The sequence below is a fragment of the Mesorhizobium sp. WSM3224 genome (genome assembly GCF_000427725.1).
GTDB lineage: Bacteria > Pseudomonadota > Alphaproteobacteria > Rhizobiales > Rhizobiaceae > Mesorhizobium.
Genome location: NZ_ATYO01000011.1, coordinates 114,155 through 135,145, shown reverse-complemented (window position 1 = coordinate 135,145; position 20,991 = coordinate 114,155). Strand labels below are relative to the sequence as shown.

19 protein-coding genes and 2 pseudogenes are annotated in these 20,991 nt (G+C 60.1%); 11 read left to right on the top strand and 10 right to left on the bottom strand.

The features are described from left to right. Nucleotides 1-865 precede the first annotated feature (865 nt). The 6 genes from YU3_RS40685 (at nucleotide 866) to YU3_RS36850 (ending at nucleotide 9,929) form a co-directional block, all read left to right on the top strand. Nucleotides 866-1,030 carry a hypothetical protein gene (locus YU3_RS40685; protein WP_156913525.1) on the top strand — a complete coding sequence of 55 codons (165 nt, stop codon included), beginning with the start codon at nucleotides 866-868 and terminating at the stop codon, nucleotides 1,028-1,030. Between the two features lie 901 nt (nucleotides 1,031-1,931). Continuing rightward, entirely contained in the window at nucleotides 1,932-2,927 is a 996-nt protein-coding gene (locus YU3_RS0119730) for a glycosyltransferase family A protein (RefSeq protein WP_027167874.1), read from the top strand. A gap of 2 nt (nucleotides 2,928-2,929) precedes the next feature. After that, on the top strand, nucleotides 2,930-4,102 hold the full coding sequence (locus tag YU3_RS0119725) for a glycosyltransferase (RefSeq protein WP_027167873.1): 1,173 nt from the start codon (nucleotides 2,930-2,932) through the stop codon (nucleotides 4,100-4,102). A gap of 6 nt (nucleotides 4,103-4,108) precedes the next feature. Continuing rightward, nucleotides 4,109-7,126: a trifunctional glycosyltransferase/class I SAM-dependent methyltransferase/polysaccharide deacetylase gene (locus YU3_RS0119720; protein WP_027167872.1), complete on the top strand. Its 3,018-nt coding sequence runs from the start codon at nucleotides 4,109-4,111 to the stop codon at nucleotides 7,124-7,126. After that, the gene (locus YU3_RS0119715; RefSeq protein WP_027167871.1) at nucleotides 7,123-8,112 is read left to right on the top strand and encodes a glycosyltransferase family 2 protein; all 990 of its coding nucleotides are present in this window, start codon (nucleotides 7,123-7,125) and stop codon (nucleotides 8,110-8,112) included. The genes YU3_RS0119720 and YU3_RS0119715 overlap by 4 nt, the downstream gene beginning before the upstream one ends. After that, nucleotides 8,109-9,929, top strand: a complete 1,821-nt coding sequence (locus tag YU3_RS36850) for an ABC transporter ATP-binding protein (RefSeq protein WP_084508141.1) — start codon at nucleotides 8,109-8,111, stop codon at nucleotides 9,927-9,929. Before YU3_RS0119715 ends, YU3_RS36850 begins: the two co-directional genes overlap by 4 nt. A gap of 158 nt (nucleotides 9,930-10,087) precedes the next feature. On the opposite strand, the gene galE is transcribed toward YU3_RS36850, so the two are convergent. Continuing rightward, on the bottom strand, nucleotides 10,088-11,062 hold the full coding sequence (galE, locus tag YU3_RS0119705) for a UDP-glucose 4-epimerase GalE (protein WP_027167870.1): 975 nt from the start codon (nucleotides 11,060-11,062) through the stop codon (nucleotides 10,088-10,090). Continuing rightward, nucleotides 11,059-12,033, bottom strand: coding sequence for a UDP-glucuronic acid decarboxylase family protein (locus tag YU3_RS0119700; protein ID WP_027167869.1), 975 nt, complete (start codon nucleotides 12,031-12,033; stop codon nucleotides 11,059-11,061). The genes galE and YU3_RS0119700 overlap by 4 nt, the downstream gene beginning before the upstream one ends. Nucleotides 12,034-12,836: 803 nt before the next feature. On the opposite strand from YU3_RS0119700, the gene YU3_RS40680 reads away from it, so the two are divergent. The 3 genes and pseudogenes from YU3_RS40680 (at nucleotide 12,837) to tnpB (ending at nucleotide 13,904) form a co-directional block, all read left to right on the top strand. Further along, on the top strand, nucleotides 12,837-12,995 hold the full coding sequence (locus tag YU3_RS40680) for a hypothetical protein (RefSeq protein WP_198021682.1): 159 nt from the start codon (nucleotides 12,837-12,839) through the stop codon (nucleotides 12,993-12,995). A gap of 211 nt (nucleotides 12,996-13,206) precedes the next feature. Next, entirely contained in the window at nucleotides 13,207-13,347 is a 141-nt protein-coding gene (locus tag YU3_RS40675; protein WP_198021681.1) for a transposase, read from the top strand. A 200-nt stretch (nucleotides 13,348-13,547) separates the two neighbouring features. Next, nucleotides 13,548-13,904: pseudogene (gene tnpB / locus YU3_RS36840) on the top strand (IS66 family insertion sequence element accessory protein TnpB). A 218-nt stretch (nucleotides 13,905-14,122) separates the two neighbouring features. On the opposite strand, the gene YU3_RS36835 reads toward tnpB, so the two are convergent. The 8 genes and pseudogenes from YU3_RS36835 to YU3_RS36825 all read right to left on the bottom strand — a co-directional run bounded on the left by YU3_RS36835 (nucleotide 14,123) and on the right by YU3_RS36825 (nucleotide 20,026). After that, nucleotides 14,123-14,926 (bottom strand): hypothetical protein, encoded by an 804-nt coding sequence (locus tag YU3_RS36835; RefSeq protein WP_036258941.1) that lies wholly within the window; start codon nucleotides 14,924-14,926, stop codon nucleotides 14,123-14,125. A gap of 217 nt (nucleotides 14,927-15,143) precedes the next feature. Then, on the bottom strand, nucleotides 15,144-15,431 hold the full coding sequence (locus YU3_RS0119670; protein ID WP_027167868.1) for a PilZ domain-containing protein: 288 nt from the start codon (nucleotides 15,429-15,431) through the stop codon (nucleotides 15,144-15,146). 280 nt (nucleotides 15,432-15,711) lie between these two features. Beyond that, nucleotides 15,712-15,885, bottom strand: a complete 174-nt coding sequence (locus tag YU3_RS41705) for a diguanylate cyclase (protein ID WP_280797066.1) — start codon at nucleotides 15,883-15,885, stop codon at nucleotides 15,712-15,714. Continuing rightward, nucleotides 15,818-16,174, bottom strand: coding sequence for a PAS-domain containing protein (locus YU3_RS41700; protein WP_027167867.1), 357 nt, complete (start codon nucleotides 16,172-16,174; stop codon nucleotides 15,818-15,820). Before YU3_RS41700 ends, YU3_RS41705 begins: the two co-directional genes overlap by 68 nt. Nucleotides 16,175-16,718: 544 nt before the next feature. Continuing rightward, nucleotides 16,719-17,024 carry a hypothetical protein gene (locus YU3_RS0119655; protein WP_027167865.1) on the bottom strand — a complete coding sequence of 102 codons (306 nt, stop codon included), beginning with the start codon at nucleotides 17,022-17,024 and terminating at the stop codon, nucleotides 16,719-16,721. A gap of 45 nt (nucleotides 17,025-17,069) precedes the next feature. Next, nucleotides 17,070-17,276, bottom strand: a complete 207-nt coding sequence (locus YU3_RS0119650; RefSeq protein WP_027167864.1) for a hypothetical protein — start codon at nucleotides 17,274-17,276, stop codon at nucleotides 17,070-17,072. 232 nt (nucleotides 17,277-17,508) lie between these two features. Continuing rightward, nucleotides 17,509-18,066 carry a hypothetical protein gene (locus YU3_RS0119645; protein ID WP_027167863.1) on the bottom strand — a complete coding sequence of 186 codons (558 nt, stop codon included), beginning with the start codon at nucleotides 18,064-18,066 and terminating at the stop codon, nucleotides 17,509-17,511. Between the two features lie 1,133 nt (nucleotides 18,067-19,199). After that, nucleotides 19,200-20,026 (bottom strand): annotated as a pseudogene (locus YU3_RS36825) (ATP-dependent DNA ligase). A gap of 151 nt (nucleotides 20,027-20,177) precedes the next feature. On the opposite strand from YU3_RS36825, the gene YU3_RS0119630 reads away from it, so the two are divergent. Further along, nucleotides 20,178-20,408 carry a hypothetical protein gene (locus tag YU3_RS0119630; RefSeq protein ID WP_027167862.1) on the top strand — a complete coding sequence of 77 codons (231 nt, stop codon included), beginning with the start codon at nucleotides 20,178-20,180 and terminating at the stop codon, nucleotides 20,406-20,408. A gap of 232 nt (nucleotides 20,409-20,640) precedes the next feature. Further along, the gene (locus YU3_RS0119625; protein ID WP_027167861.1) at nucleotides 20,641-20,970 is read left to right on the top strand and encodes a hypothetical protein; all 330 of its coding nucleotides are present in this window, start codon (nucleotides 20,641-20,643) and stop codon (nucleotides 20,968-20,970) included. Nucleotides 20,971-20,991 lie beyond the last annotated feature (21 nt).

Below are 20,991 nucleotides of genomic sequence, written 5' to 3'. Positions count from 1 at the left end.
AGAACCGGCGAGATGAGATCATCGTCGATAGGAGAGGCGGAGGCCCGCTACTCCCCTGGGGTGGCGGGCCTTTTCTGTCCATGGACTAGAGGCCCGGCTGCTGTGGCGGGGCCGAGGCATATAGCGCGCCGTGCTGCCAGAGTTGTAAGAGGCCCGCTCTCTTTTGTGGCGGAGGTAAGCGGGCTCTCCGTTCCGGCGCGCAAGGGGCACGCCGAACTTGACCACAAAGCCCGCCGGAGTGAACCAGCGGGCGAACGCTTGCAATGGGTACGTGATCACACCATGTCCAAAAGACCTAATTTAGCCAATCTGAATGTGCGGCGGACTCACGGTTCGCCAGGCCGGCGCCCGCTTTCAGGCAATCTCCCCAACGAGAGGCGCCGGCCACCTTAGCCCGCCGCGGATGGTGGTGGCACATCCGTAGCGGGCTATCGGCGTTTCTGTCATACACGACGGCAGCTTTCCGGGATTGAATCCGGCTACGGCGTTACCGCGGGCCAGAGCATGAAAGCCAACAGCGCTACGAAAACCACCAGGGCGATGGCAGTGCCCCACATCATCACACGTCGAGTGCCACGCTGCTCCTCGCGACGAGAGATATTATTGGGCATGGCCATATCCTTGTGATTTCCGCTGATGAGGAACGTGAGCCTCGGGCGCAAGTTCCAGGGCCGCCGAGAAGCGAAACAGGCCTGCCCCAGGGTCCACTCGGGCAGGCCTCTTTCGGAGGAACGGAGCGAACTCCGATAGCGGCGGGTGAGAAAATGCCGAACAACCATGCCGCGCGACCTAAACCGATTGGCCGGTCGATTGTTCCATTAGCAACTGCTTGCGAACCAACTCGGCTGTTCGGGGTTAAATCCGCATGGCAAAGGGCAGCATCAACATCGGCGATGAGGCCGCCATCACGGCGAAGGTGCGCAGGCGGTATGGACAGCCGCACTCGATCGTCGATCGAACGTCGAAGGTGACCCACGGCCAGGAGATCGAGCTTCGAGGCGATGTCACCGGCGTTGGTAAGGCAAGGTGACGATCAACCGAGGCTGACTGCCAGCTGGTCGAAATGGATTGTTGATGTGGCTGCAAGGGGGACAATTTATCGCCTTCGTTCGACAAGCGTACTGCCCCAGCACTGGTTCAACCCTTCGGTTTATGTGAAGACAGACCGAAGTCCGACGTCCTCGCGCATTGGTCCCAAAGCCGAAACAAAACACCCGGCGAGCGCATTGGCTCCACGGGCTGGCGAGCATGGTCCCTTCTTCGTCAGTTTGGTTGTTGCAGACCAACACCCGCCGCCACCTGCGATGCGGCGGGTGTTCCTTTGCCACGGAGTGCCTGATGCATATCGGCGAAATCATCGCAAACCTGTTCGCCGTCGTTCTATTGTTATGCGTGATTGCAGTCGCATTCTTCGCAGCCGGAAAACCGCTGTGGCCGGTTCGTGAGGCAAACATGGTCATACTGCTGCCACCGGACGCGATAACGACGGGATCCATAAGAGCGCCGACACATCCCCATTTGCCCGATAAGGTAGATAGCGTGATCGTGCAACCGAGACCGCAAACAGATCGATAAGCTGGGTGGTTTCTGCGTTGAATCCGTTTGTTCTTGGGAGTCAAAGAACGTCCGGCAGCCCGCAAAAACGCGCAATCTCCTCTTCCGCGCAAAACGAGTCACAATCAGGAGCGCCGATCCGTGCCCGGGTTGACATGGTTATTCAGGAGAAGCTAATGGAAGAGCGTTTCCGAGACGCGATGGATCTCGCGCCTCTTCCTGGATTCGACGTGATTTTGTCGCGATCGCAATCCCCGGGTCAGACGGATGGAACGCCCGCGCAATCTCGCCGCGAATTCGCCCCGAATTGAAGAGCAGGTACTGACACCCGTGACAGCATAACCGTTTTTACCACTAAGGGAGAAACGAAGTCGCCGATGATCCATGACAAAGCCACGGTTGGCGTCATAGTCCCTATGTTCAATGCCGAGCGAACCATTCGCTCCACCCTGACCAGCATCTGCCAGCAGACCTACCACGCATTGGACATTATCGTGGTGGACGATGGTTCGACGGACGAGTCCCCATCAATTGTAGCCTCCTATGCCGAGAAAGATCGACGTATACGCCTCATAGGGCAGTCGAATGGCGGTGTTGCGCACGCTCGCAACCGCGGCGCGGCCTCCACCGACGCGGAGTTTCTGGCGTTTGTCGACGCAGATGATCTTTGGGCTCCCTCGAAAATCGCACTGCAATTGCGCGCCTTGCGGGAAGGTGGCTCCTCGGCGGGCTTGGCATATTGCTGGTTTGCGCATATCGACCAGGATGGTCGGGTATTCTCGCTGCGCCATCAGCCTGACGCCGAAGGTCACGTTCTCCAGCGCATGTGCAGACAGAACCTGGTCGGCAATGGAAGTTCGATGCTCTTACGTCGCTCCGCATTCGAGCGGGTTGGACAATTCGATCCGTCCTTGCGAGCCAGGAACGCACAAGGCTGCGAGGACCTTCTAATGTGCCTTAGGATAGCGGAAAATTACGAATTTCGCCTCGTGCCTCAGTACCTTGTCGGTTACCGGATGACGAGCGTCAATATGTCGAGCGATGTCATGCAAATGCTTCGTTCCTGTGAAATCGTCCTTGCCGAATTTCGTGAAAAATATCCGTCATTCGCGAGCGATTTCGATGCCCACTTGTTCGACATGATCCGTTGGCTTGCCATAAGAGCTTTGATTGAGGGACAATTTTTCGCGGCCAGCGAGCTGCTGAGGAGGCTCTTTGCGACGGAACCGGGAGTAGCGATCTGCGGCCTACCCAATATGTTGGAAGAGTATTGCAAGGCCCGACTGGTTCCTCGATGGCTCAAGATGTTCGTGAGACGAATGCGAAACGACAAGGGCGAATTTCGGCCCCTGTATAGCGAAATGGGCTGGTGAAGATGTCCGTCACGCCGGATCGGCGCGCAAATTTGTTGAATGCAGAACTGCATGAGTTGTTTGGCCCGGATGGCTGCGTAGGTATCCGGCATGTGGATTTGGACACCCAAGTTGCTCCCGAGGATTGCGATTCTGGCATGATCGTGCTCTGGCGCGGCGGGCTGCCGGTCGGACATTTACTCAAGGGGAGCGACGGTCAATGCCACGTTTCTCCAGTTGTGGCGGCGCAGGACTCAAGACCGACCCTGGCGCTTCGGGACTTGCCGAGCGCCAGCGTGATCATCTGCACGCGCGACCGGCCGAACGAGCTGCGGCGCTGCCTGGCGTCTCTTCCTGAGCAAAGCTTACCGCCGGCCGAGATCATCGTGGTCGACAACGCATCGAAAGGCGACGAAACTCGCCAGGTCGCCCTGGCGGCGGGTGCAATCTATCTGCGCGAGGATCGGCCCGGCCTCGATATTGCCCGCAATCGCGGAGCTGAGAGAGCGTCCTCGGCTATCGTTGCGTATACCGATGATGATGTTCTGCTTCATCCACGTTGGTTGGAAAAATTGGTTGCTGCATTCGATGGCCCCTCGACCGGCGCGGTGACAGGCCTTGTTCTGCCCGCCGAGATTGCCACCGAGGCGCAGCGTCATTTTGAGACATTCTGGAGTTTCGGGCAGGGTTATGCATCCCAAATCTTCCGCGCGGCCGACTTCGCTTCAAGACAGTACGAGGTATATCCAGCCTGGAAGATTGGGGCCGGCGCCAGCATGGCGTTCAGGCGCGAAGTGTTTGACCGCGCGGGATTGTTTGACGAGCGGCTCGACGTCGGCCAAGCCGGATGTTCAGGCGATTCCGAATATTGGTATCGGTTGCTGGCCAACGGATATGACTGCCGCTACGAGCCGAGCTCCGTTGCTTTCCATTTCCACAGGCAGACTATGGAAGGCCTGACCAGGCAAATCTACTTCTATATGCGCGGTCACTCAGCCGCGTTGCTCGTCCAGCGTGAGCGAACCGGTGTCAAATCAAATTTGAAACAAGCTTTCAAATGGATGCCGCTTTGGTATCTCGGCCGAGTTCGCAGGAGACTGCTCGGCCACAGGACTGCTGAAGATCGTTTCTTGTGGAGGGAAATCGCCGGATACGCTTCGGGGATCCTGTTCTATCTGCGAACCAGGCGCCGGTAAGACCGTATGGCGGAAGATCCCTTAGTTTCGATCGTGGTTCCAGCGCATAACGCGGAGCCGACATTGGCACGCGCACTCGATTGCCTTCTCGAACAGGAAATGATCGATTGGGAAGCGATTGTCGTCAATGACGGCTCGAGTGATGGCACCGCCGAAATTATCGCCGGTTACGTCGGGCGCGATGCCCGATTTCGGACACTGAACTCTTCTGCACATAGCGCCGCCGGCGCGCGCAATAAGGGGATTTCGTCGGCGCGCGGCCGCTGGCTCATGTTCCTGGATGCGGACGATTGGGTGGACGCCAGCTTTCTCGCGAAAATGCTGGCCGCACTGGAAGCCGCGCCCGATGCAGTGGCCGCCTATTGCGGTTCCCGGCGCGTGATGCCCGATGGCGAACTCACCCCGTCGAGCATCGCCCACGAAGTTGCGATCCAACCGTTCGAGACATTCTCGCGACGCTGTGCCATCCGTACTCACGCGCTGCTGATTGACCGGGCCACGATCGTCAAGTTAGGCGGCTTCGATGTGTCGCTGCGCACGTGTGAGGACTGGGATTTGTGGCAGCGTGTCGCGCGTCTCGGCAACCGTTGGGTGATGGTCGACGAGCCGCTCGCCTTCTATCGCGCCAGCCCCAACTCGCTCACCCGAAATTCGACGCAGATGCTATCAGACGCAGAGATCGTGATTGCTCGCGGCTTTTCTGCCGACCCCAGGGTTAAACACCCAGCGCCTGCGCACGCCAACGGAGCGAACCCTTCGGACGGCCACGCCGCTTCCGAGGCACTGGCGTGGTTCGCCTTGTGGAACGCTGCGTCGGATTGCGGCAGCGGCGACGGCTCCATCCGCCCGTCGAACCTGCAAGCGCTCCCCGCCAGATATGACTGGGCGCCTGAGATCGCTAAGGTGGTCTTCGACGGCCTAATGGTAGGAAGTCTATCCGTGCCGCAGCAATTGGCCGCCAGATGGGACAGGTTCGGCGGCCCCCTCACCGATTTGATTGTTGAACTGAGCAATATCTGGAGCGATCCGGTTGCGGGTCGTCGCGTGCAATATCATCTCGAGCAAATGCTTCTCGACTTCGACGACCTTGCCGCTCCGCGCAGGCTGGCGCGGACACTTGGGATTCGCGTCGATGCTCGAAATCCGGCCTCGACCGAGCTGCCGGAAGGGATCGATCAAATCTATGCCTACCTAATGGTGGATGGCCAGATCGCGGCCCTGGTTCAGTTCGGTGCGCTCGGGACGGTGACAAAGCGACACTGGATTGAATTGATCCTGAATGTCATGCCTGCTCAAGAGCTCACACGCGATCTCTCCGGGTTTAAGCGCATCGCATTCCGCTTCTGGAAGGGTGCCGCGCGGCTAACGAGCCGATCGCCTGTACCAGCCCTGCAATCGGGCGCCGGGGCCAACAAAACAAAAATGATCGAGGCAGAGACGTTGCTGCGAATGGCCGGACGCCGTTCTCATCGGGACAGTCACTACGGCAGGCTTGCGCAGTTGACAGCGGCAGCGCAACGGCTGGCGCAGCCAAACACCGAAGCGAAAAAACCTTCCGCACCGCCGCGCCGTGCACAGGTTGAGGGAAGGCGCGACGGTGATCGCGCGTCATTCTGGGATCGCTTTTTCATAACTGCGGATCCCTGGAACTACGGTTCGCCCTACGAGCAAGAAAAATATGAGCGGCAGCTCGAAATTCTGCCGGCCGGTCCGATAGCACGGGCGCTTGAGCTGGCGTGCGCGGAGGGCCATTTCACGCGGCAACTGGCGCCCCGAGTGGGCCATTTGACTGCAACGGACATCTCCGCCGTTGCCATCGCGCGAGCACGCGCACGATGCAGGGACCAGCTGAATGTCGAATTCAAGGTACTGGATTTGAGCGCGGATACCCTGCCAGGTGAGATGGATCTGATCGTCTGCTCGGAAGTGCTCTATTACCTGGATGATCTAGACGCGCTGCGGCGCTTCGCCACAAAACTCGTCGACGCGTTGGCACCCGGCGGCAGTTTCATCAGCGCGCACGCATTCGTGCTTAGTGATAATATGGAACGGACAGGCTTCGATTGGGATAACAAATTCGGTGCGCAAGTAATCTCGCAGACGCTGGCAGCGACCGAAGGCCTCGCCCTTGAGCGATCGATCCAGACCGAACTTTATCGCATCGACCGGTTCCGCCGTTTGTCCGCGGAAGAGCTAGCGGCGGAACCGACGGTCGATCATGTCTCGATCCAGGCGCCCGTCGAAATCGAGGTCGCGCGAAACGTCGTCTGGGGTGGGGCGCGGGCGCGGCGCAGCTACGTGGCGCGCAACGAGCGGCGGCAGCGCATCCCCGTTCTGATGTATCACAGCGTCTGCGATGATGGTCCGGCCGCTCTTGCCCGCTATCGCTTCACGCCCGCCGCGTTCGACAGCCAGATGGCATGGCTGCGCGCTAATGGCTTTCACGCGATCGTGTCGGAACAACTGGAATGGTTTATCGCCAACCGTCACCCTTTCGTGGGCCGTCCGGTGCTCATAACGTTCGATGACGGCTTTCAGAACTTTGCCAACCATGCCTGGCCAACCCTGCGCGCGAACGATTTTACCGCGGAAGTCTTCCTTGTGACGGACCTAGTGGGTGAAAACGCGCTGTGGGATGCAGACATCGGTCCGCCGACACCGCTCATGGACGCTTGGACCGTGCAGCGCCTTGCAGCCGAAGGTGCATTCTTCGGAAGCCATCTGGCGACGCATCGCGCAATCGACGGTCTGTCGAGCTCCGAGCTGGCCGCCGAGCTGCTGCGCTCGCGCATGTTCATCGAGCGCTGGACTGGGCGCCCAACGACGGCGTTCGCGGCGCCTTTCTCTGTCACCGACCGGCGGCTTGGCCGGCTGGCCAAGGAATGCGGCTATCGAATTGGCTTCGGCGCCAGATCTGGGCCGGCGGATCTCGATTGCGATCCGATCGACCTTCCCCGGATCGAGGTGCGCGGGGATCGTTCGCTCGATGACTTTGTTGCCATGGTAGAGGCCGTGCTCGAATGAACGGCGAACTCGTCAGTGTCATTATCCCCGCTCACAACGCGCAAGATACAATCGACGAGACTCTCCGCAGCGTTCGCTCGCAGACTCACCGCGCGCTCGAGATTATTATCGTCGACGATGGTTCGCGCGACCAGACTGTCACCATAGCCCGACGTCACACGGAGACCGACCCGCGTGTCCGGCTGATCGAGCAGGAAAATGCCGGCGTGGCCGCTGCACGCAACACGGGGTGGCAAGCGGCGCGATCCGACCTGATTGCATTCGTCGATGCCGACGATCTCTGGGCGCCGACCAAGATAGAGCGGCAACTGGCCGCGTTCGATCGGGCGGACGAGAAAGTGGGGCTCGTCTACTGCTGGTCTCTGGTCATCGACGCTCAGGGAGCGGTAACGGATGATCGACATCGGCCAAACTGGCGGGGCGATGTGCTCGAGCGCCTTTTCCACGGCAATTTCGTGGGCAACGGGAGCGCCGCCTTGGTACATCGGCAAGCGCTGATCGACGCCGACGGTTTCGAAGGCGGGCTGCGTGCGGCCGGCGCGCAAGGTTGTGAAGATGTCCTCTTCTACTGTCGCGTCGCCGAAAGATACCACTTCGAAGTCGTCGAAGAGCCGCTGGTGGGATATCGCTATCTGCCGGGAAATATGTCGAGCAACATGACACGCATGTTGCGGTCCTGGATGCTGGTGCTGGACGAGATGCTCGGCCGCCATCCGGAAGCGGCATCTAAGCTGCGTGAGGGCCTGCGTTTCTATTCGGCGTGGCTCCTGGAACGGACCTTGCGCCAGAGGCACCCGCGCTATGTTCTCCCGATCCTGTCACTGCTGCTTCACAGTCATCCCGCGATCGCCATGCGGATAATCGCCGTGGATTTGCCCCGGATCGGGGCGCATTTGGCTAAGCGCGCCGCGACGAAGCTGGTGCGCGGCCGCCTGCCTGTCCGCCCGCAGGCGATCGTACGCTTCCCGACCGGGGAACTGAAATGAGCGACGCGAACGGCGCCATTCGCCGCGGTGCGGTCCGAGCTTCGTTGCGCGATCTGTCGCACCTGCTTCGCATCGTCGGCAAGCCGCGGTGGGCGACGCCGGCGCTTCTTGCGCTTGGCTTTTTGTCATCCTTGGCCGAGACGCTCGGCATCACCCTGATCCTGCTGTTCCTCTATTTGGTGTCCGACCGGATCACAGAAACTGGAGATGGCCTTCAGGGCCGAGCGCTGGGTCTGGCAATCACCTGGCTCGGCAGTCCCACCCGGCTCGCCTTCGCGATCCTCCTGCTTATTCTCGCGCGTGGAGCGCTGGCGCTGCTATATTCCTTGATAAGCTCCAGCATCGGCGAACGAATCAGCGAACGGGTGCGCAACCTCGTCCACGAACAATATCTCACAGTCGCCTTCGGGTACATCCAACGGCACGAGCAATCGCAGCTCATGGAGGTGCTCGGGACCGAATCGTGGCTGGTGGCGCAGGCCTACGGTGCGGTGACCCGACTCATCATCAACAGCTGTTCTATCTTCGTGTTCGCCGTTTTTCTCTTCACGATCTCCTGGAAGATCCTGGTGATCGCGGCCCTTGGTTCAATCGCGATCTCGGCGATCTTGCGTATCTTTTCGCGACCCGCGCGGGATCTGGGCCATCAGGTGAAGAAGATCCATCAATCGCTCGGCGAACACATGCTTATGACGCTCCAGGCGTTGCGCACCATCCGGGCCTATGGACAGGAGGCGCTTCATCAGCGCCGCTTCGTGCAATCGTCGGCGGCCGCGCGCAAGGCATCGCTGTCCATGATTCGCCTTTCGTCTTGGATCGGCCCAACAACCGAGATCGGCTATCTGGGAATGTTGGGGTCTATCGTCCTGGTCTCCGGGTGGTGGCACATCAGCTTCGAGGTGACGCTGGCCGCCGTCGCGCTGCTTTATCGGCTGCAGCCGCATACGCAGGAGTTCGAGAGCAATCTGCTGTTTCTGGCGCAGTTGCAGCCGCAACTGCGCTCAGTCCTGGAGATGGTCCAGTCCGAGGACAAGGAATATCCATCGCAGGGGACCACGGCACTCGGAAATTTGAACGCGAGTATCGTCTTCGAGCACGTAAGCTTTGGATATGATCAAAATACGCCGGTCCTGACGGACCTGTCGTTCGAAATTCCAGCCGGAGAAACCACCGCGCTGATCGGCGCAAGTGGCGCTGGCAAGACGACGATCGTGAACCTCCTCCTGCGGCTGTACGAACCGACCTCTGGCGACATCAAGATTGACGGCACCCGCCTCCAAGACATCAGGCGGAACGACTGGTTGTCCAAGATCGCCGTAACGGGTCAGGACGTCGACCTCGTCGAGGGCACGGTGACAGACAATATCCGGATGGCCAAAGCCGATGCGGCCGAAGAAGAGATCATTGTCGCTGCCCGCAGTGCCGGCGTCGCGTCATTCGTCGAGGACCTTCCCGAGCGTTACGATACCTGGATCGGGCAAGAGGGGCTGCGATTTTCCGGCGGCCAGCGACAGCGCATTGGCCTGGCACGCGCTGTATTGCGCAATCCGGACTTCCTGATCCTGGATGAGGCCACGAATGCGCTCGATACCGCGCTCGAGGACCAGGTGCGGCGGGCGATTGACAGGCAGCTTGGCAAAAGGACAACTTTGCTGATCACGCACCGCGTAGAAACGGCTCGTGATGCCGCCAATGTCATTTGGATAGAGAACGGCAGGGTCAACAGCCAAGGACCTGCCTCCCTCGTTGTTCCTCAATACCAACGTCGCCAGCACGAAATCGTGCGTGACTCTGATGCTGCGGATAAAGGACGCTGACGCTGCTCTACTTCGTCAGTCGGCCCTAACGCTGAAAACGTGACTAATCTGGCCTCACCACCGACTCGGTTCGGCGCGGGCAGCGAACTGAAACCTTTCGGGCGGCGCGGTAGGTGCTCTCTCGAGTCGGTAGGACAGCCGACGGGGTGGCGCGCCTGTCACAATTGCCTGCGATACCACGCCAGCGCCGTCTCAACGATCCGGTCTATTCCGGATTGCTCAGGCGCCCAGCCGAGTTCCCGGCGCGCCTTGCCGGCCGCAGCTACGAGCGCTGGCGGGTCACCTGCCCTGCGCGGACCGTAAACCACAGGAAGGCGCGATCCCGATGCCCGGTTCACCGCATCGAGCAGTTCCTGCACCGATGTTCCAGTTCCAGTCCCGAGATTGTAGACGTGGACACCCTTGTCGCTGAGCAGCTTCTCCCCTGCCAGGACGTGAGCACGTGCGAGATCGGTGACGTGGACATAGTCGCGCACCGCGGTTCCGTCGCGGGTATCGAAGTCGATGCCGTTGACGGTGAAAATCCGGTCCCGCCTGACGGCCGCCTCGATAGCGAGCGGTATGACATGTGTTTCCGGTTCATGCCGCTCACCGATCTCGCCGTCGGGATCGCATCCTGCCGCGTTGAAATACCGCAGCACGACCGCATCGAGGCCATGGGCATAGGAGAGATTGTCCACCATCCGTTCTATGATGAATTTCGACCATCCATAGGGATTGATGGGCGACTGCGGATGCGTTTCGTCAATCGGAGAGCGAACTGGAACGCCATAAGACGCGCATGTGCTGGAAAAGATCAGCTTTCCGACGCCGGCTTTCAACATTTCCTCGAGCAAGACCAGCGATCCGAAACTGTTGTTTCGATAATAGAGTTCCGGGTGCTCGACAGACTCGCCCACATAGGCATAGGCGGCGAAGTGCGCCACCACATCAGGCCGATATTGTTGTAGAGCCGCCGACACGGCCTCGGCGTCGGAAATGTCGCCCTCGACAATCGGCCCCCATTTGACCGCGTCGCGCCAACCGCGCGAGAGATTGTCATACGTGACGACCGACCAACCCGATTCGGCGAATGCTTTGCAACAGTGTGATCCGATGTAGCCGGCCCCGCCGGTGACCAGAACCGTCTTCATTCGGCAGCGGCGGGGCGTAGATAGCCCGACGAAACCAAGCCCTCGAAATAGGCGATGGTCTTGACAAGGCCGTCGCGCAACGTGGTTCTTGGCTCCCAATTGAGCTCACGCAAGGCGGTTCCGATATCGGGCTGTCGCTGCCGTGGGTCGTCGATGGGCAACGGCAAAAGACTGATCCTCGATCGGCTTCCAGTAATTTCGATCACAAGGTTGGCGAGTTCGAGCATCGTGAATTCGACCGGATTGCCGAGATTGATCGGACCGATAACATCGTCACCCGTTTGCATCATGCGAACCAGACCGTCGATGAGGTCGTCGACATAGCAAAACGAACGCGTCTGCTGGCCGGTGCCGTACACTGTTATCGGCTCGTTCTGCAGGGCTTGCACGATGAAGTTGGAGACAACGCGGCCATCGTCTGGACGCATCCTGGGGCCATACGTGTTGAAGATGCGCGCTATCTTGATCCGTAACCTGTGCTGTCGCCAATAGTCGAAAAACAGGGTTTCGGCACATCGCTTGCCTTCGTCGTAACAAGCACGCGGTCCTATTGGATTTACCCTGCCCCAATAGCGCTCGGTCTGCGGGTGAATTTCAGGGTCGCCGTAAACCTCGGACGTGGACGCTTGAAGGATCTTTGCGCGAACCCGCTTGGCGAGCCCCAGCATGTTGATCGCCCCGTGGACGCTGGTCTTGGTCGTCTGGACCGGATCGTCCTGATAGTGAACGGGGCTCGCAGGACAGGCAAGATTGTAAATCTCGTCAACCTCCACGTAGAGCGGAAACGTCACGTCGTGGCGAATGATCTCGAAGGACCTGTTGTCGAGCAAATGCGAGACGTTCCTTCGGCTTCCGGTGAAGAAATTGTCGACACATATAACCTCGTGACCTTCGCCAAGCAGTCGCTCACACAAGAACGATCCCAGAAAACCCGCGCCTCCAGTCACCAGGATTCGTTTTGTCTGCTGCATTTTAGGGTCTCCAAGTATTTTAGCCAAACCTAATACGTGACCAGATTAGGCCGCTTGACCAGCGGCCTGCTTTCAATTTTCGTTACCGCCAGACATTGTTGCAACGATGGGACGGCTCGCGATCCCCGGCACTCGAGGGGTTTGCAAGTGGACTCAAGTGAGAGAGTAGTTCATCGGTCTCACCATAAATGCGCCGCGCGCGTGCTCACCACGCCAAAGCCGGGGGAGGCCGCGCTTGCTTCCTCGAACTGCCGGCGCTGGGTCGTTGAAGCGGACGTCGGCGGCGGGCTAGCCGAACCTCGTGCCGCAGGGAGCATTCCCCGATCTCTTCACCCGAAAGCCGGGCTCCCTTGCCTACGGTCAGGAAGCGCGTGAGCAAGCCGTTCTCACGTTTCGCCAGGCCTCGCAGCCAGCGTCTCGAAGCTACTGCAGGCGGAAGTGAAAACTCGCAGCTGACCTTCCCTCGGCCGCTACCGGCGCGACGGCACGGCTATGCCGCATCGGCAGTCTCAGGGCTTGGCCACTGGTCATTGAGGCGTTGAACTCAGAGGAAGCCAAGCCTCCACCGAGATCCCAAGAACCGTGAGCGATGCAACGCTGCGGTTAGCGACGCCCCTTTCAGGAATCCCCTCGTTCTTCACCCATGGTATTCGGGACGTGGGCTAGGCATACAACCGGCTTCACCTTCGCTCGGTCGAACTCTTAAAGGGCGGGTTCCTCCATCTGCCTCGCAGGATTGGCTGCATTACCGCCGGTCCTCACTCTATAGCGTCGGTGGGATGTTGACCCAGAAGAGGTTCTAGGTGAGGCTGGTGGCGGCGCTCGCTGCCTTGCGCAGCTTCGACGACAAGGCGCTGCTTTCCTATGTGCTCAACCAGGCGGCCGAATACCATCTCACCTGTGGCGAACTCGAACCGGCGCGGCTTGCGGCGGACGAGGCGTTTGCCTTCGCAGAGGTCTGAAGCGAACCACAGAGATCGTCGTGGCGAAGTCGATTCTCGGTAAGCGGTGTTTCCGGGCCACCTTTCGAGAGTGATCGCGATCTGTGAGGTTGCCGATCCTGTATTTGGATCGGGGATAGGCTTGTGTCTGGACAGACCTTACGCTTGACCCGGAGCGGCAGCTTCGGCGTTTGGAGGTGATCAACGGTGCCGGCGGTCGGCGTCACTGGTCGTGGCTGATAAGGCGCGGATCATCGCGGAGACGCTGGAGCCGAAGGCAATCATTTCCGAGGTCGCCCGTCGGTATTGCCTTAGCCCGCAGCAGGTCTTCGCCTGGCGCCGCGAAGCGCGCAAACAGGCCACTTCGGTGTAGCAAGATTCTCCTGCCTTTGTGTCGGCGGTTTTGGCGGTGGCGGAACCTGTAGTCAGCCGTTCACCGAAGCAGCGGAAACGGCAAGCCACCCGAGGTGCCGGTATGATCGAGCTTGAGATCGACGGCATCGCGATGCGCGTCGGCCGGGGCGCCGATACCAAGACGGTGGCCGCAGTAATCCGCGCGCTGAAGGCGACGTCGTGATCGGGCCCACGGGTGCGGTCAAGATCATGGTGGCGACGCCGCCGATAGACTTCCGCAAGGGTGCGGAGGGATTTGGCGGCGTTGGTGCGCGAAACGATGGGCGCCGATCCGTTCAGCGGCGCCGTCTACGTCTTCCGGGCGAAGCGGACTGACCGGATCAAGCTGATCTTCTGGAATGGCACCGGGGTTTGCCTTTACGCCAAGCGTTTGGAGGTGGGGAGTTCCGCTGGCCGAAAGTGCATGACGGCATGATGCGGCTGACGGCCGCACAGCTGTCGGCGCTGCTCGAAGGTCTCGACTGGCGGAAGGTCCACGAGGCGCGACGGACCCGCGTTCCAGCCCAGGCGGACTGATCCGCGACGAAGTGAATCAGTCTGGATTCCGCTGGTTAGGAGCTATGAATAGGTTCACATAAGCTCTGCCGGGAACCTGGACCACACCGCCGCCCGCTCCTCAATCGAGATGGCAGAAAGCCCGCCACGCGCAGGCAGCGGGCTTTCTGACTGGCCGGAGGCTGGGAGAGTGTCATACCGCCTCACGGCTGGTTCGCACTTCCATTCCGGCCATCCAATCAGCGGCCGGCGATCAGCAGACAGAGCTGGCGCAGATCGCGGTCGTAAGTCTCTTGGCTGCCGAGCACGTCTACGCACCGCTTCTTCATGCGAGCCAACTTGCCACCCGACATATTGGCGACGGCACTGGCCAGTTTTGGACCCGTCGGGTTGCTGGGATTGCTTGGGCCAGTCGGGTTGCTCGGATTGTTTCCGACTCCGATGCCGAGGAGACCCACATTGAGGTCGTTGCCGACCCCTGAAGCGGCACCAGCACCAATGCCGCCCGTGCCGCCGACCGTTGCACCCAACCCGGCCGTCACGGCGTTTGCTCCTCCGATTCTCGCCCCGGCTCCGGAATTGATGTCGCTGGAGCCGCCAACGGACGCCCCCAGACCGGCATTGACGCCACTTGGCCCACCGGCTGAAACGCCAGCTCCTGCCCGCAATGTGCTGGGACCGCCAACCTTTGCGCCAATTCTGGCCTTCAAGAGCTTCGGCCCACCGACTGTCGCGCCGACGCCTGCATCGACACCACTTGCGCCGCCGACCGATGCTCCAAGACCGGCGCTGACACCGCTCGATCCGCCAACCGATGCTCCGAGCCCAGCATTGATGCCGCCAGACCCACCGACGGAGGCACCGGCTCCAGCGTTGATGCCGCCGGACCCACCGACAGAAGCACCGGCCCCGCCGTTGATGCCGCCGCTCCCGCCTACAGAGGCTCCGACGCTGATTCCGGCCGCATATGCCGGCATGCACATAACCGCGATCATTGCACCACTCGCCAATGCTTTGGCGGTTCTCGCGAAGATACTGGCCATGACACTCTCCTGTGGTTGCCTTACTAGCTAAGGGCAGCACGCGCTTGCCTGCCACTCATATTAGTACGTGCTAAGGTGCCAGTTCGTTGCAGAATAGCGAGGACGTTTGAAGGGATTGGTTTCCGTTCTCTGGAAAGCAACTTTAGGATTTTATCTGTTTATCATTAACGGCCTAATGTTCCCGGCTGGCGCCGCTGTTGAGCGCTGCGCTGGTGCTTCAGCCGTAGTGAAGGCGGGGCTTGGGTACAGTGCCGGTGAACTGGACGCCGATGCGGTCGTTTCTGCGCCACCGCAACACGGATTGATATGCAACGCCGTCCGTTGGTACGTACAGGACGAAGCGTTCAGGCACTCGCGCCTCGACGGGCACCTTGAGTTCGGCGCCGCCAGCGTTCTGGTTGCGAATGGTGCAACTGATTTCGGAGTTGCTGATGCTCGTGATGATCGCCGCGCCTTTCAGCACGCGCTGTCGCCGTTCGCGGCGGTTGTCGGTCTCTTCGACCATAGATGACCTCCATCAGGCCACCCCGCATTTTCCAACATCATCACCGGATCGGCGATTAGCCCCGTCTCGCTGCGGCATCCGGTACCCCTGGCACGTAGGCGCTCCCACGTTCCACGGCCCTCGACTTTGCTTGATAGAGCGCGCGGTCCGCGTTCTTTAGCAACCCTTCTGGGCTTTCTTGATCGCCTGGAAAAACGGTGTAGCCGACTCCTTGTGGCCATGCTGACGTCGCCAGTCCCATTCGTCGCACCGTACATCAGGACGCCGAACTCGTCCCCACCTACCGCGCCGCCAAATCACCCCGCCTGATGGACTTCCCGAGACGCCGCGCGACCTCGACCAGAAGGAGGTCCCCTGCAGCATGGCCGAAGTTATCGATGACTTCCTTAAAGCGATCCAGATCGAGGCGCGGTTCGGCAAACCTGTGAGAGGGTCGATAGTGCCTGATACTCAAGGTTCTTCTCGAAACTCCGGCGCTCCGTGATGTCTGACATCATCCCCAAGATGCAGCCATTAGGCAGGAGCTTTGTACGCGAAGAAAATATTCTGCCGTCCCCAAGCTCGATCAGTTTTTCACCACCCTCGCAAAGCGGGGCCAGTTTCTCCGCAAGATGTTCATCGAAAGTCTTCCCCGGGTCGGCAGGCTCTTCCCCCAGTTTGACGGAGGCCTGGATGATGTCGGCAAAATGGACCCCGGGGACTCGCAGGTGGGCGGTGCGTGGGAACAGCTGTCGAAAGGGCATGTCCCGTCCCGTTCAGTCTGTGCAACATGACTGCAACACGGAAAGGCCGGTTTGTTCTCCCGATGTTCGATCGTCTTCCCTAGCGTCACCATTCGCTGTCTGGTGCCGAATTGCGGTGCCATCCCTTTCCTGCGACTATCGGGCAAGTCCGTGCGACGTGGACGCGACCGGGAGGGTTTGATGGTCCGTTTGAATGACGCGCTAAAGGCTGTGGCGGAAGCGTTGGCGTTCGACAGGCGAAGGAAAGCTGAGGAACTGCGACACAAGTTGGCCCTTCACGACGAAGCCAGGACAAAACTGAGATCTGATCTGGACACCAATGCCGCTGCCGGCGCCCGCGTATACACATATAAACCCGTCATTGACGCGGTACCTCAATGCCCGCGCTGTTGGATACAGCGAGCAAGGCAGGAGCCAATCATTGAACAAGGGAGTGGCGGCGAAAACGCTTTATTCAAGTGTAGCGAATGCGGGTGCGAGGTTCCGGTGGACCCCTAGCCCGCCACCGTGAGGCAGCGGGCTTCAAACCAAATTTGCGGAATGATCAGATGCCCTGGAGATCGGCCCTGGCCGCGGCAGCCGGCCTCACGAGCACTTCCTGCGATTCCAAATCGTCGGGCCACGTGACGTGCTCGCCGTCATGATCCGGCTCGGCGTCGCCGCCGTCCTCGTCGTCGCAGTTGTCCTGCTCAAGATCATGGAGGCAAAGCAGTGACGGTTCGTCGTCGGTCGTCTCCTCCAGATCGCAATCGACCTCCATCATGTCGAGCGCCGTGATCAACGACATGGCGCGGTCTAGGAGGTCGTTCAGGCGCTTCTCGACCGACTGGCGCCGTGTGGCGCGGGTCAACGCCTGCGGGCATGCCGTAGGGCTTCAGAACTGGCGTGTGGGCGTTCATGATTCACCGCCTGCCACCGACCTGATGTCGGCGGTGATGGATGCGAGGAGTTCGTCATCGTCGTAAGTCCCGGGCCATGTGTCGTTCACCCGCAGCTTGACCATCATTCCCGCCGGCGTGCTGGCGCGTGTCGCGAGGATCTTGCGAGCGATGGCATCGGTGGTGGCCGTGAGTTTTTCCTGCTCGCGTTCGGCCGCGCGCATCTGTTTTTGAGGCCCTGCCTTTCGAACGCCTCAACCCGATCGGCCGCAGCGTCCATAGCGGTAAATGCGGCATGGAATTCGAAGTCGAGCCGCAATAGCTCTGCGTCGGGTTCCATGTCACACCACCTTGCGGCCGGCGGCCGCGAGTCGCCTGATATCTGTGGCGGCCGGCACGAGAGCCTCATTCGGACCGGCAAAATCCTCCAGGTCTAACGTGTCGTTCACGCGAAGCTTAACCGATGCCTTCAAGGGTATGGGCAGGGATTTCGCAGATGCGCATGCCGATTTCCCATTCCACCGCCAATAAGGCTTCGAATGCCTCTTCCGTGGCATCATAGTCGTGTTCGCGATACCGCTCGTCCTTCAGTGCGATCCAGTCATCCCACTTGGCTTTGACCCGCGCTCTTTCCTTAGCGTTCGCCTCGAACCATGCTCGAACCGGTTCCGGCTCCCATCCTCCCTTAATTGCGTCACCGACGCGCACGGCTTTATGCGCTTCATCGTACAGGTGCTTCAGGTGAGCCGGCATTGGCGGCGCTATCCAATCCTGAATGGGCCTTGGCGGCAACAAGGCGTCAATCGTACGTTCGAGGCTTCGGTTGGCCTCCGAAGCCTTCTCGACCGTGGCGTGGGCCGCTTCCAATTCCTTCTCGAGCCGGAACAGTTCGGCGTCGGGGTGCTCGGCAGGCGCGGCTGGAATAGTGGTTGCAGTCGCCAAGGTAACGGCGGCGGCACACGAGGCGGCAAGGCCACGAAGCATTTGGCGGCGGTCGATGGTTGACGTGGTCATGATGACCTCCGCGAAATTGTCAGAATACCGGCCAGATGATCAATCCAGACGCGATATTCCGCGCCTCCATCGAACATTGCAGCGGCGATCGAGGCAGCGTCGCGCTCGATCTGCATCGCCGCGGCGGCCCATGGTGACGTCGCCCATGACAACGGGCTCGGGCTCCGGTGGTGACATGAGCGCCCAGATAGGCCTGCCCTATGAACCGCCTGCTGCGTGCGGCCGCGCCCCCGTGGCCTTTGCAAGTTCTCCGCCGTCGACAATTTCCCAATATGAGACAGGACGTACTAATACACACGCATTACTTGTCCGGCGTAACTCGTTGTGGAAGCGTATGGATGGCCGGGGCGGGAGTGATCATAGCCTTCAGCCGACGCCATGTATCCGTGTGCCCCCGCATGGCCCGGCTCGTGCTACCCCCCAGCCGGCCGGGCCGCTGCACCATGGGCAAGGCGCCCAGCGGCCGACGCGAAGCCAGAAAGGTGAATAGAGAGTCATGCTTATCCGTAGACTGTCCTTTGTCGCGATCTTGGGGTTACTTGTCTTAAGCGACTGCACACGGCCGCCCCCCAGCAATGAAACCAGGATTTCGTATCCGGGCGGCACTTGGGCCACTGATGCTTCGGCGCGATAGCTTGGCGCGCGCCTGGCAGCCCGATATGATCTAAAAATTCGAGGCACACGGCGCCGGGGTTAGGCTGCGGACGGGGTCGCTATTGAACCGCTTGATCATCTAGATTGCCTTCATCGCAGTGCTGGTGATCCTTTACCTACTTCAACGGGATGCCATAATCCGGTTCTAGCAAGCGGCTTGCGTTAAGCGGCCATGAAGGCCATTCTGCAGGTGGCTGGGTAAAAGAACGGACTCTTCCGGCCTCGGCCCGGCTGTTTTGTCCTCCCCAGGTGGTTCGGCAGCCGGGCCGCCCGCCAAAACCGTATGATTGGTGGCTTGCCAAGTCCCTTCCGACGGAAGATGCATTGATCGCTGCGCTGAAACAAAACGGCCACCCCCAAGTGCCCGGCCTGCTTGGGTCGGGGGGACTTTGACATGCAGGCCGGGCACCCTTACCCGCAGTGGCGGGGCAGAGGCATGTATTATGCGCCGGCTTTGCGCCGACTGACATTAACATTTTCTAAGAGTCTTCCCGGAAATCCTGCAGCGAGGCATGGCGTAGGTCTTGCGCGCCGCGCAGGTGCTTCACACGGCCGACTAGCCCCGGTTTGACCCACTGCGTCGCCGGCCGCTTCATTACCTTCGGTGCCGGGCCGGAGTGCTCCTGCACGCGCTGCCAGAGCCGTTCGCGCATTTCCCGGTTCAAGGTTATGAAGGCAGCGCCGAGATAGCGCCCTGTGCCCCGCTCGGCCATCAGGGCAAAGGCCGGCTTGCCAGGCTCGCGCTCGACACCAAGCAGGTCGAATTCATCGATGATGTAGCACTTGGCCTTCAGCCAATTGGTCGAAGGTCCCGAGCGATATTTGCTGTCTTTCCGCTTTGAGACGACGCCCTCGAGCCCGGCGTGCTCCACCAGACCGCGGCGCCGGCGCCTGGCAGCGCTTCGCTGAACTGGATTCGCTCCCCGGCCGGGATCATCGCCTGCAGCACTTCGCGCCGGTCCTCCAGCGGCATATCTCGTAAGTCGTTGCCGTTGAGGTGCAGGAGATCGAAGGCGACGAAATAGAGGTCGTGCTGGCGCCGCGTGATGGTTTTACGCCACCCGCCGAGTCTGAAACTCCGGCATGATTAAGGACGATTATTTCGCCATCGATAATCGCGCTTTGAACGCGAAGTCCTTTTGCGGCCTCGACCAAGTCGCGATTTTTCGGAGGTCCAGTCGAGCCGACGCCGAGTGAAGATGCGAACTTCAGCGTCGTCAATGACGATCTGAGAGCGATAGCCGTCGAACTTTACCTCATGAATCCAGCCATCGCCCTCAGGAGGCTTGTCGACCAAGGTCGGCATCAGCGGAGGAATGAACGATAGCCGAGCCCCGCCGGCAGGCTTACGCATTGGCACCCCACGCAATACCGAATTTAATTCAATATGGCATGATTGAGGCGCGACTTCTAACTTGGTTCCGGAACATTTTAGCTAAAGTGAATGTTTATTTCTTATGGCGACGGTCGACATCAAAGAGTGCCGCGCAGCGCTCGCGCTGATAAGGCGCACGATCGAAGAAAATTGCCCGCCGAGCGTGCTTCCGAGCGAAGAAATGGTCAATGGGCTCTATGGGCCGGAGCTGATTCATGAGGCCGAAGCGCTCGCAACCGCTATCGTCGCGACAGTAGACAAACTGACTTCACAGGCACGCGAGATGCCGCCTGCAAGCAACATCAAATCGTAGGGGAGTTTCGCCGTCCCGATCTATACGTCGTCGAAGCCGACCGCGCGTCCTGCCGCCTGCCTTTCGGGGACATGGGGACAAACTTTGAAGGGTCACACCTACACGTGCCGTGCACTCAGCCGCCCCCCGTATTGGCTATTAGCTCAGTAGGACCCAAGCGCTGTCTCGCATCAGCAATCCCTCATCTGGACTCAACGCTCGATTGGCCGCATTCTCTGGCGGGAGAGAATGCGTGGGCAAATATCGTCACAAGGCGGTAAAGCGCGCCTGCCTAGCGATAGTTCTGATGGCGCTGCCGAACTACTCCCATGCCGGTGACGAACGCTGGAGCATGATCCCAACCTGCGAGTTTGCGGTAAGGATCACTCGTCCACCTTGCGACGGCTACCAACTTTTGCATGCCGAGGAGGACTTCGACTCTGGCATTGCCTCCCTTGAGTTTGCATCTCGTGATGATCATGGCACCTACGTCCATCACTCGGCGTGGTGCCGTTTCTGGCATCGCTTCTTTAGCGCAATGAGCATCAATGGAGACGCGGAAGGGCAGATAATTGTCAATTGAGCGCTGTCCAAAAGCCACCAA

Coding starts and splice junctions, on each gene's coding strand:
- galE (WP_027167870.1), bottom strand. CDS start 11,062: ATGAAGACGGTTCTGGTCACCGGCGGGGCCGGCTACATCGGATCACAC.
- YU3_RS0119715 (WP_027167871.1), top strand. CDS start 7,123: ATGAACGGCGAACTCGTCAGTGTCATTATCCCCGCTCACAACGCGCAA.
- YU3_RS36835 (WP_036258941.1), bottom strand. CDS start 14,926: ATGGCCAGTATCTTCGCGAGAACCGCCAAAGCATTGGCGAGTGGTGCA.
- YU3_RS0119725 (WP_027167873.1), top strand. CDS start 2,930: ATGTCCGTCACGCCGGATCGGCGCGCAAATTTGTTGAATGCAGAACTG.
- YU3_RS0119630 (WP_027167862.1), top strand. CDS start 20,178: ATGGCGACGGTCGACATCAAAGAGTGCCGCGCAGCGCTCGCGCTGATA.
- YU3_RS0119700 (WP_027167869.1), bottom strand. CDS start 12,033: ATGCAGCAGACAAAACGAATCCTGGTGACTGGAGGCGCGGGTTTTCTG.
- YU3_RS0119720 (WP_027167872.1), top strand. CDS start 4,109: ATGGCGGAAGATCCCTTAGTTTCGATCGTGGTTCCAGCGCATAACGCG.
- YU3_RS0119670 (WP_027167868.1), bottom strand. CDS start 15,431: ATGGTCGAAGAGACCGACAACCGCCGCGAACGGCGACAGCGCGTGCTG.
- YU3_RS36850 (WP_084508141.1), top strand. CDS start 8,109: ATGAGCGACGCGAACGGCGCCATTCGCCGCGGTGCGGTCCGAGCTTCG.
- YU3_RS41700 (WP_027167867.1), bottom strand. CDS start 16,174: ATGCCCTTTCGACAGCTGTTCCCACGCACCGCCCACCTGCGAGTCCCC.
- YU3_RS0119645 (WP_027167863.1), bottom strand. CDS start 18,066: ATGACCACGTCAACCATCGACCGCCGCCAAATGCTTCGTGGCCTTGCC.
- YU3_RS40685 (WP_156913525.1), top strand. CDS start 866: ATGGCAAAGGGCAGCATCAACATCGGCGATGAGGCCGCCATCACGGCG.
- YU3_RS0119650 (WP_027167864.1), bottom strand. CDS start 17,276: ATGCGCGCGGCCGAACGCGAGCAGGAAAAACTCACGGCCACCACCGAT.
- YU3_RS0119730 (WP_027167874.1), top strand. CDS start 1,932: ATGATCCATGACAAAGCCACGGTTGGCGTCATAGTCCCTATGTTCAAT.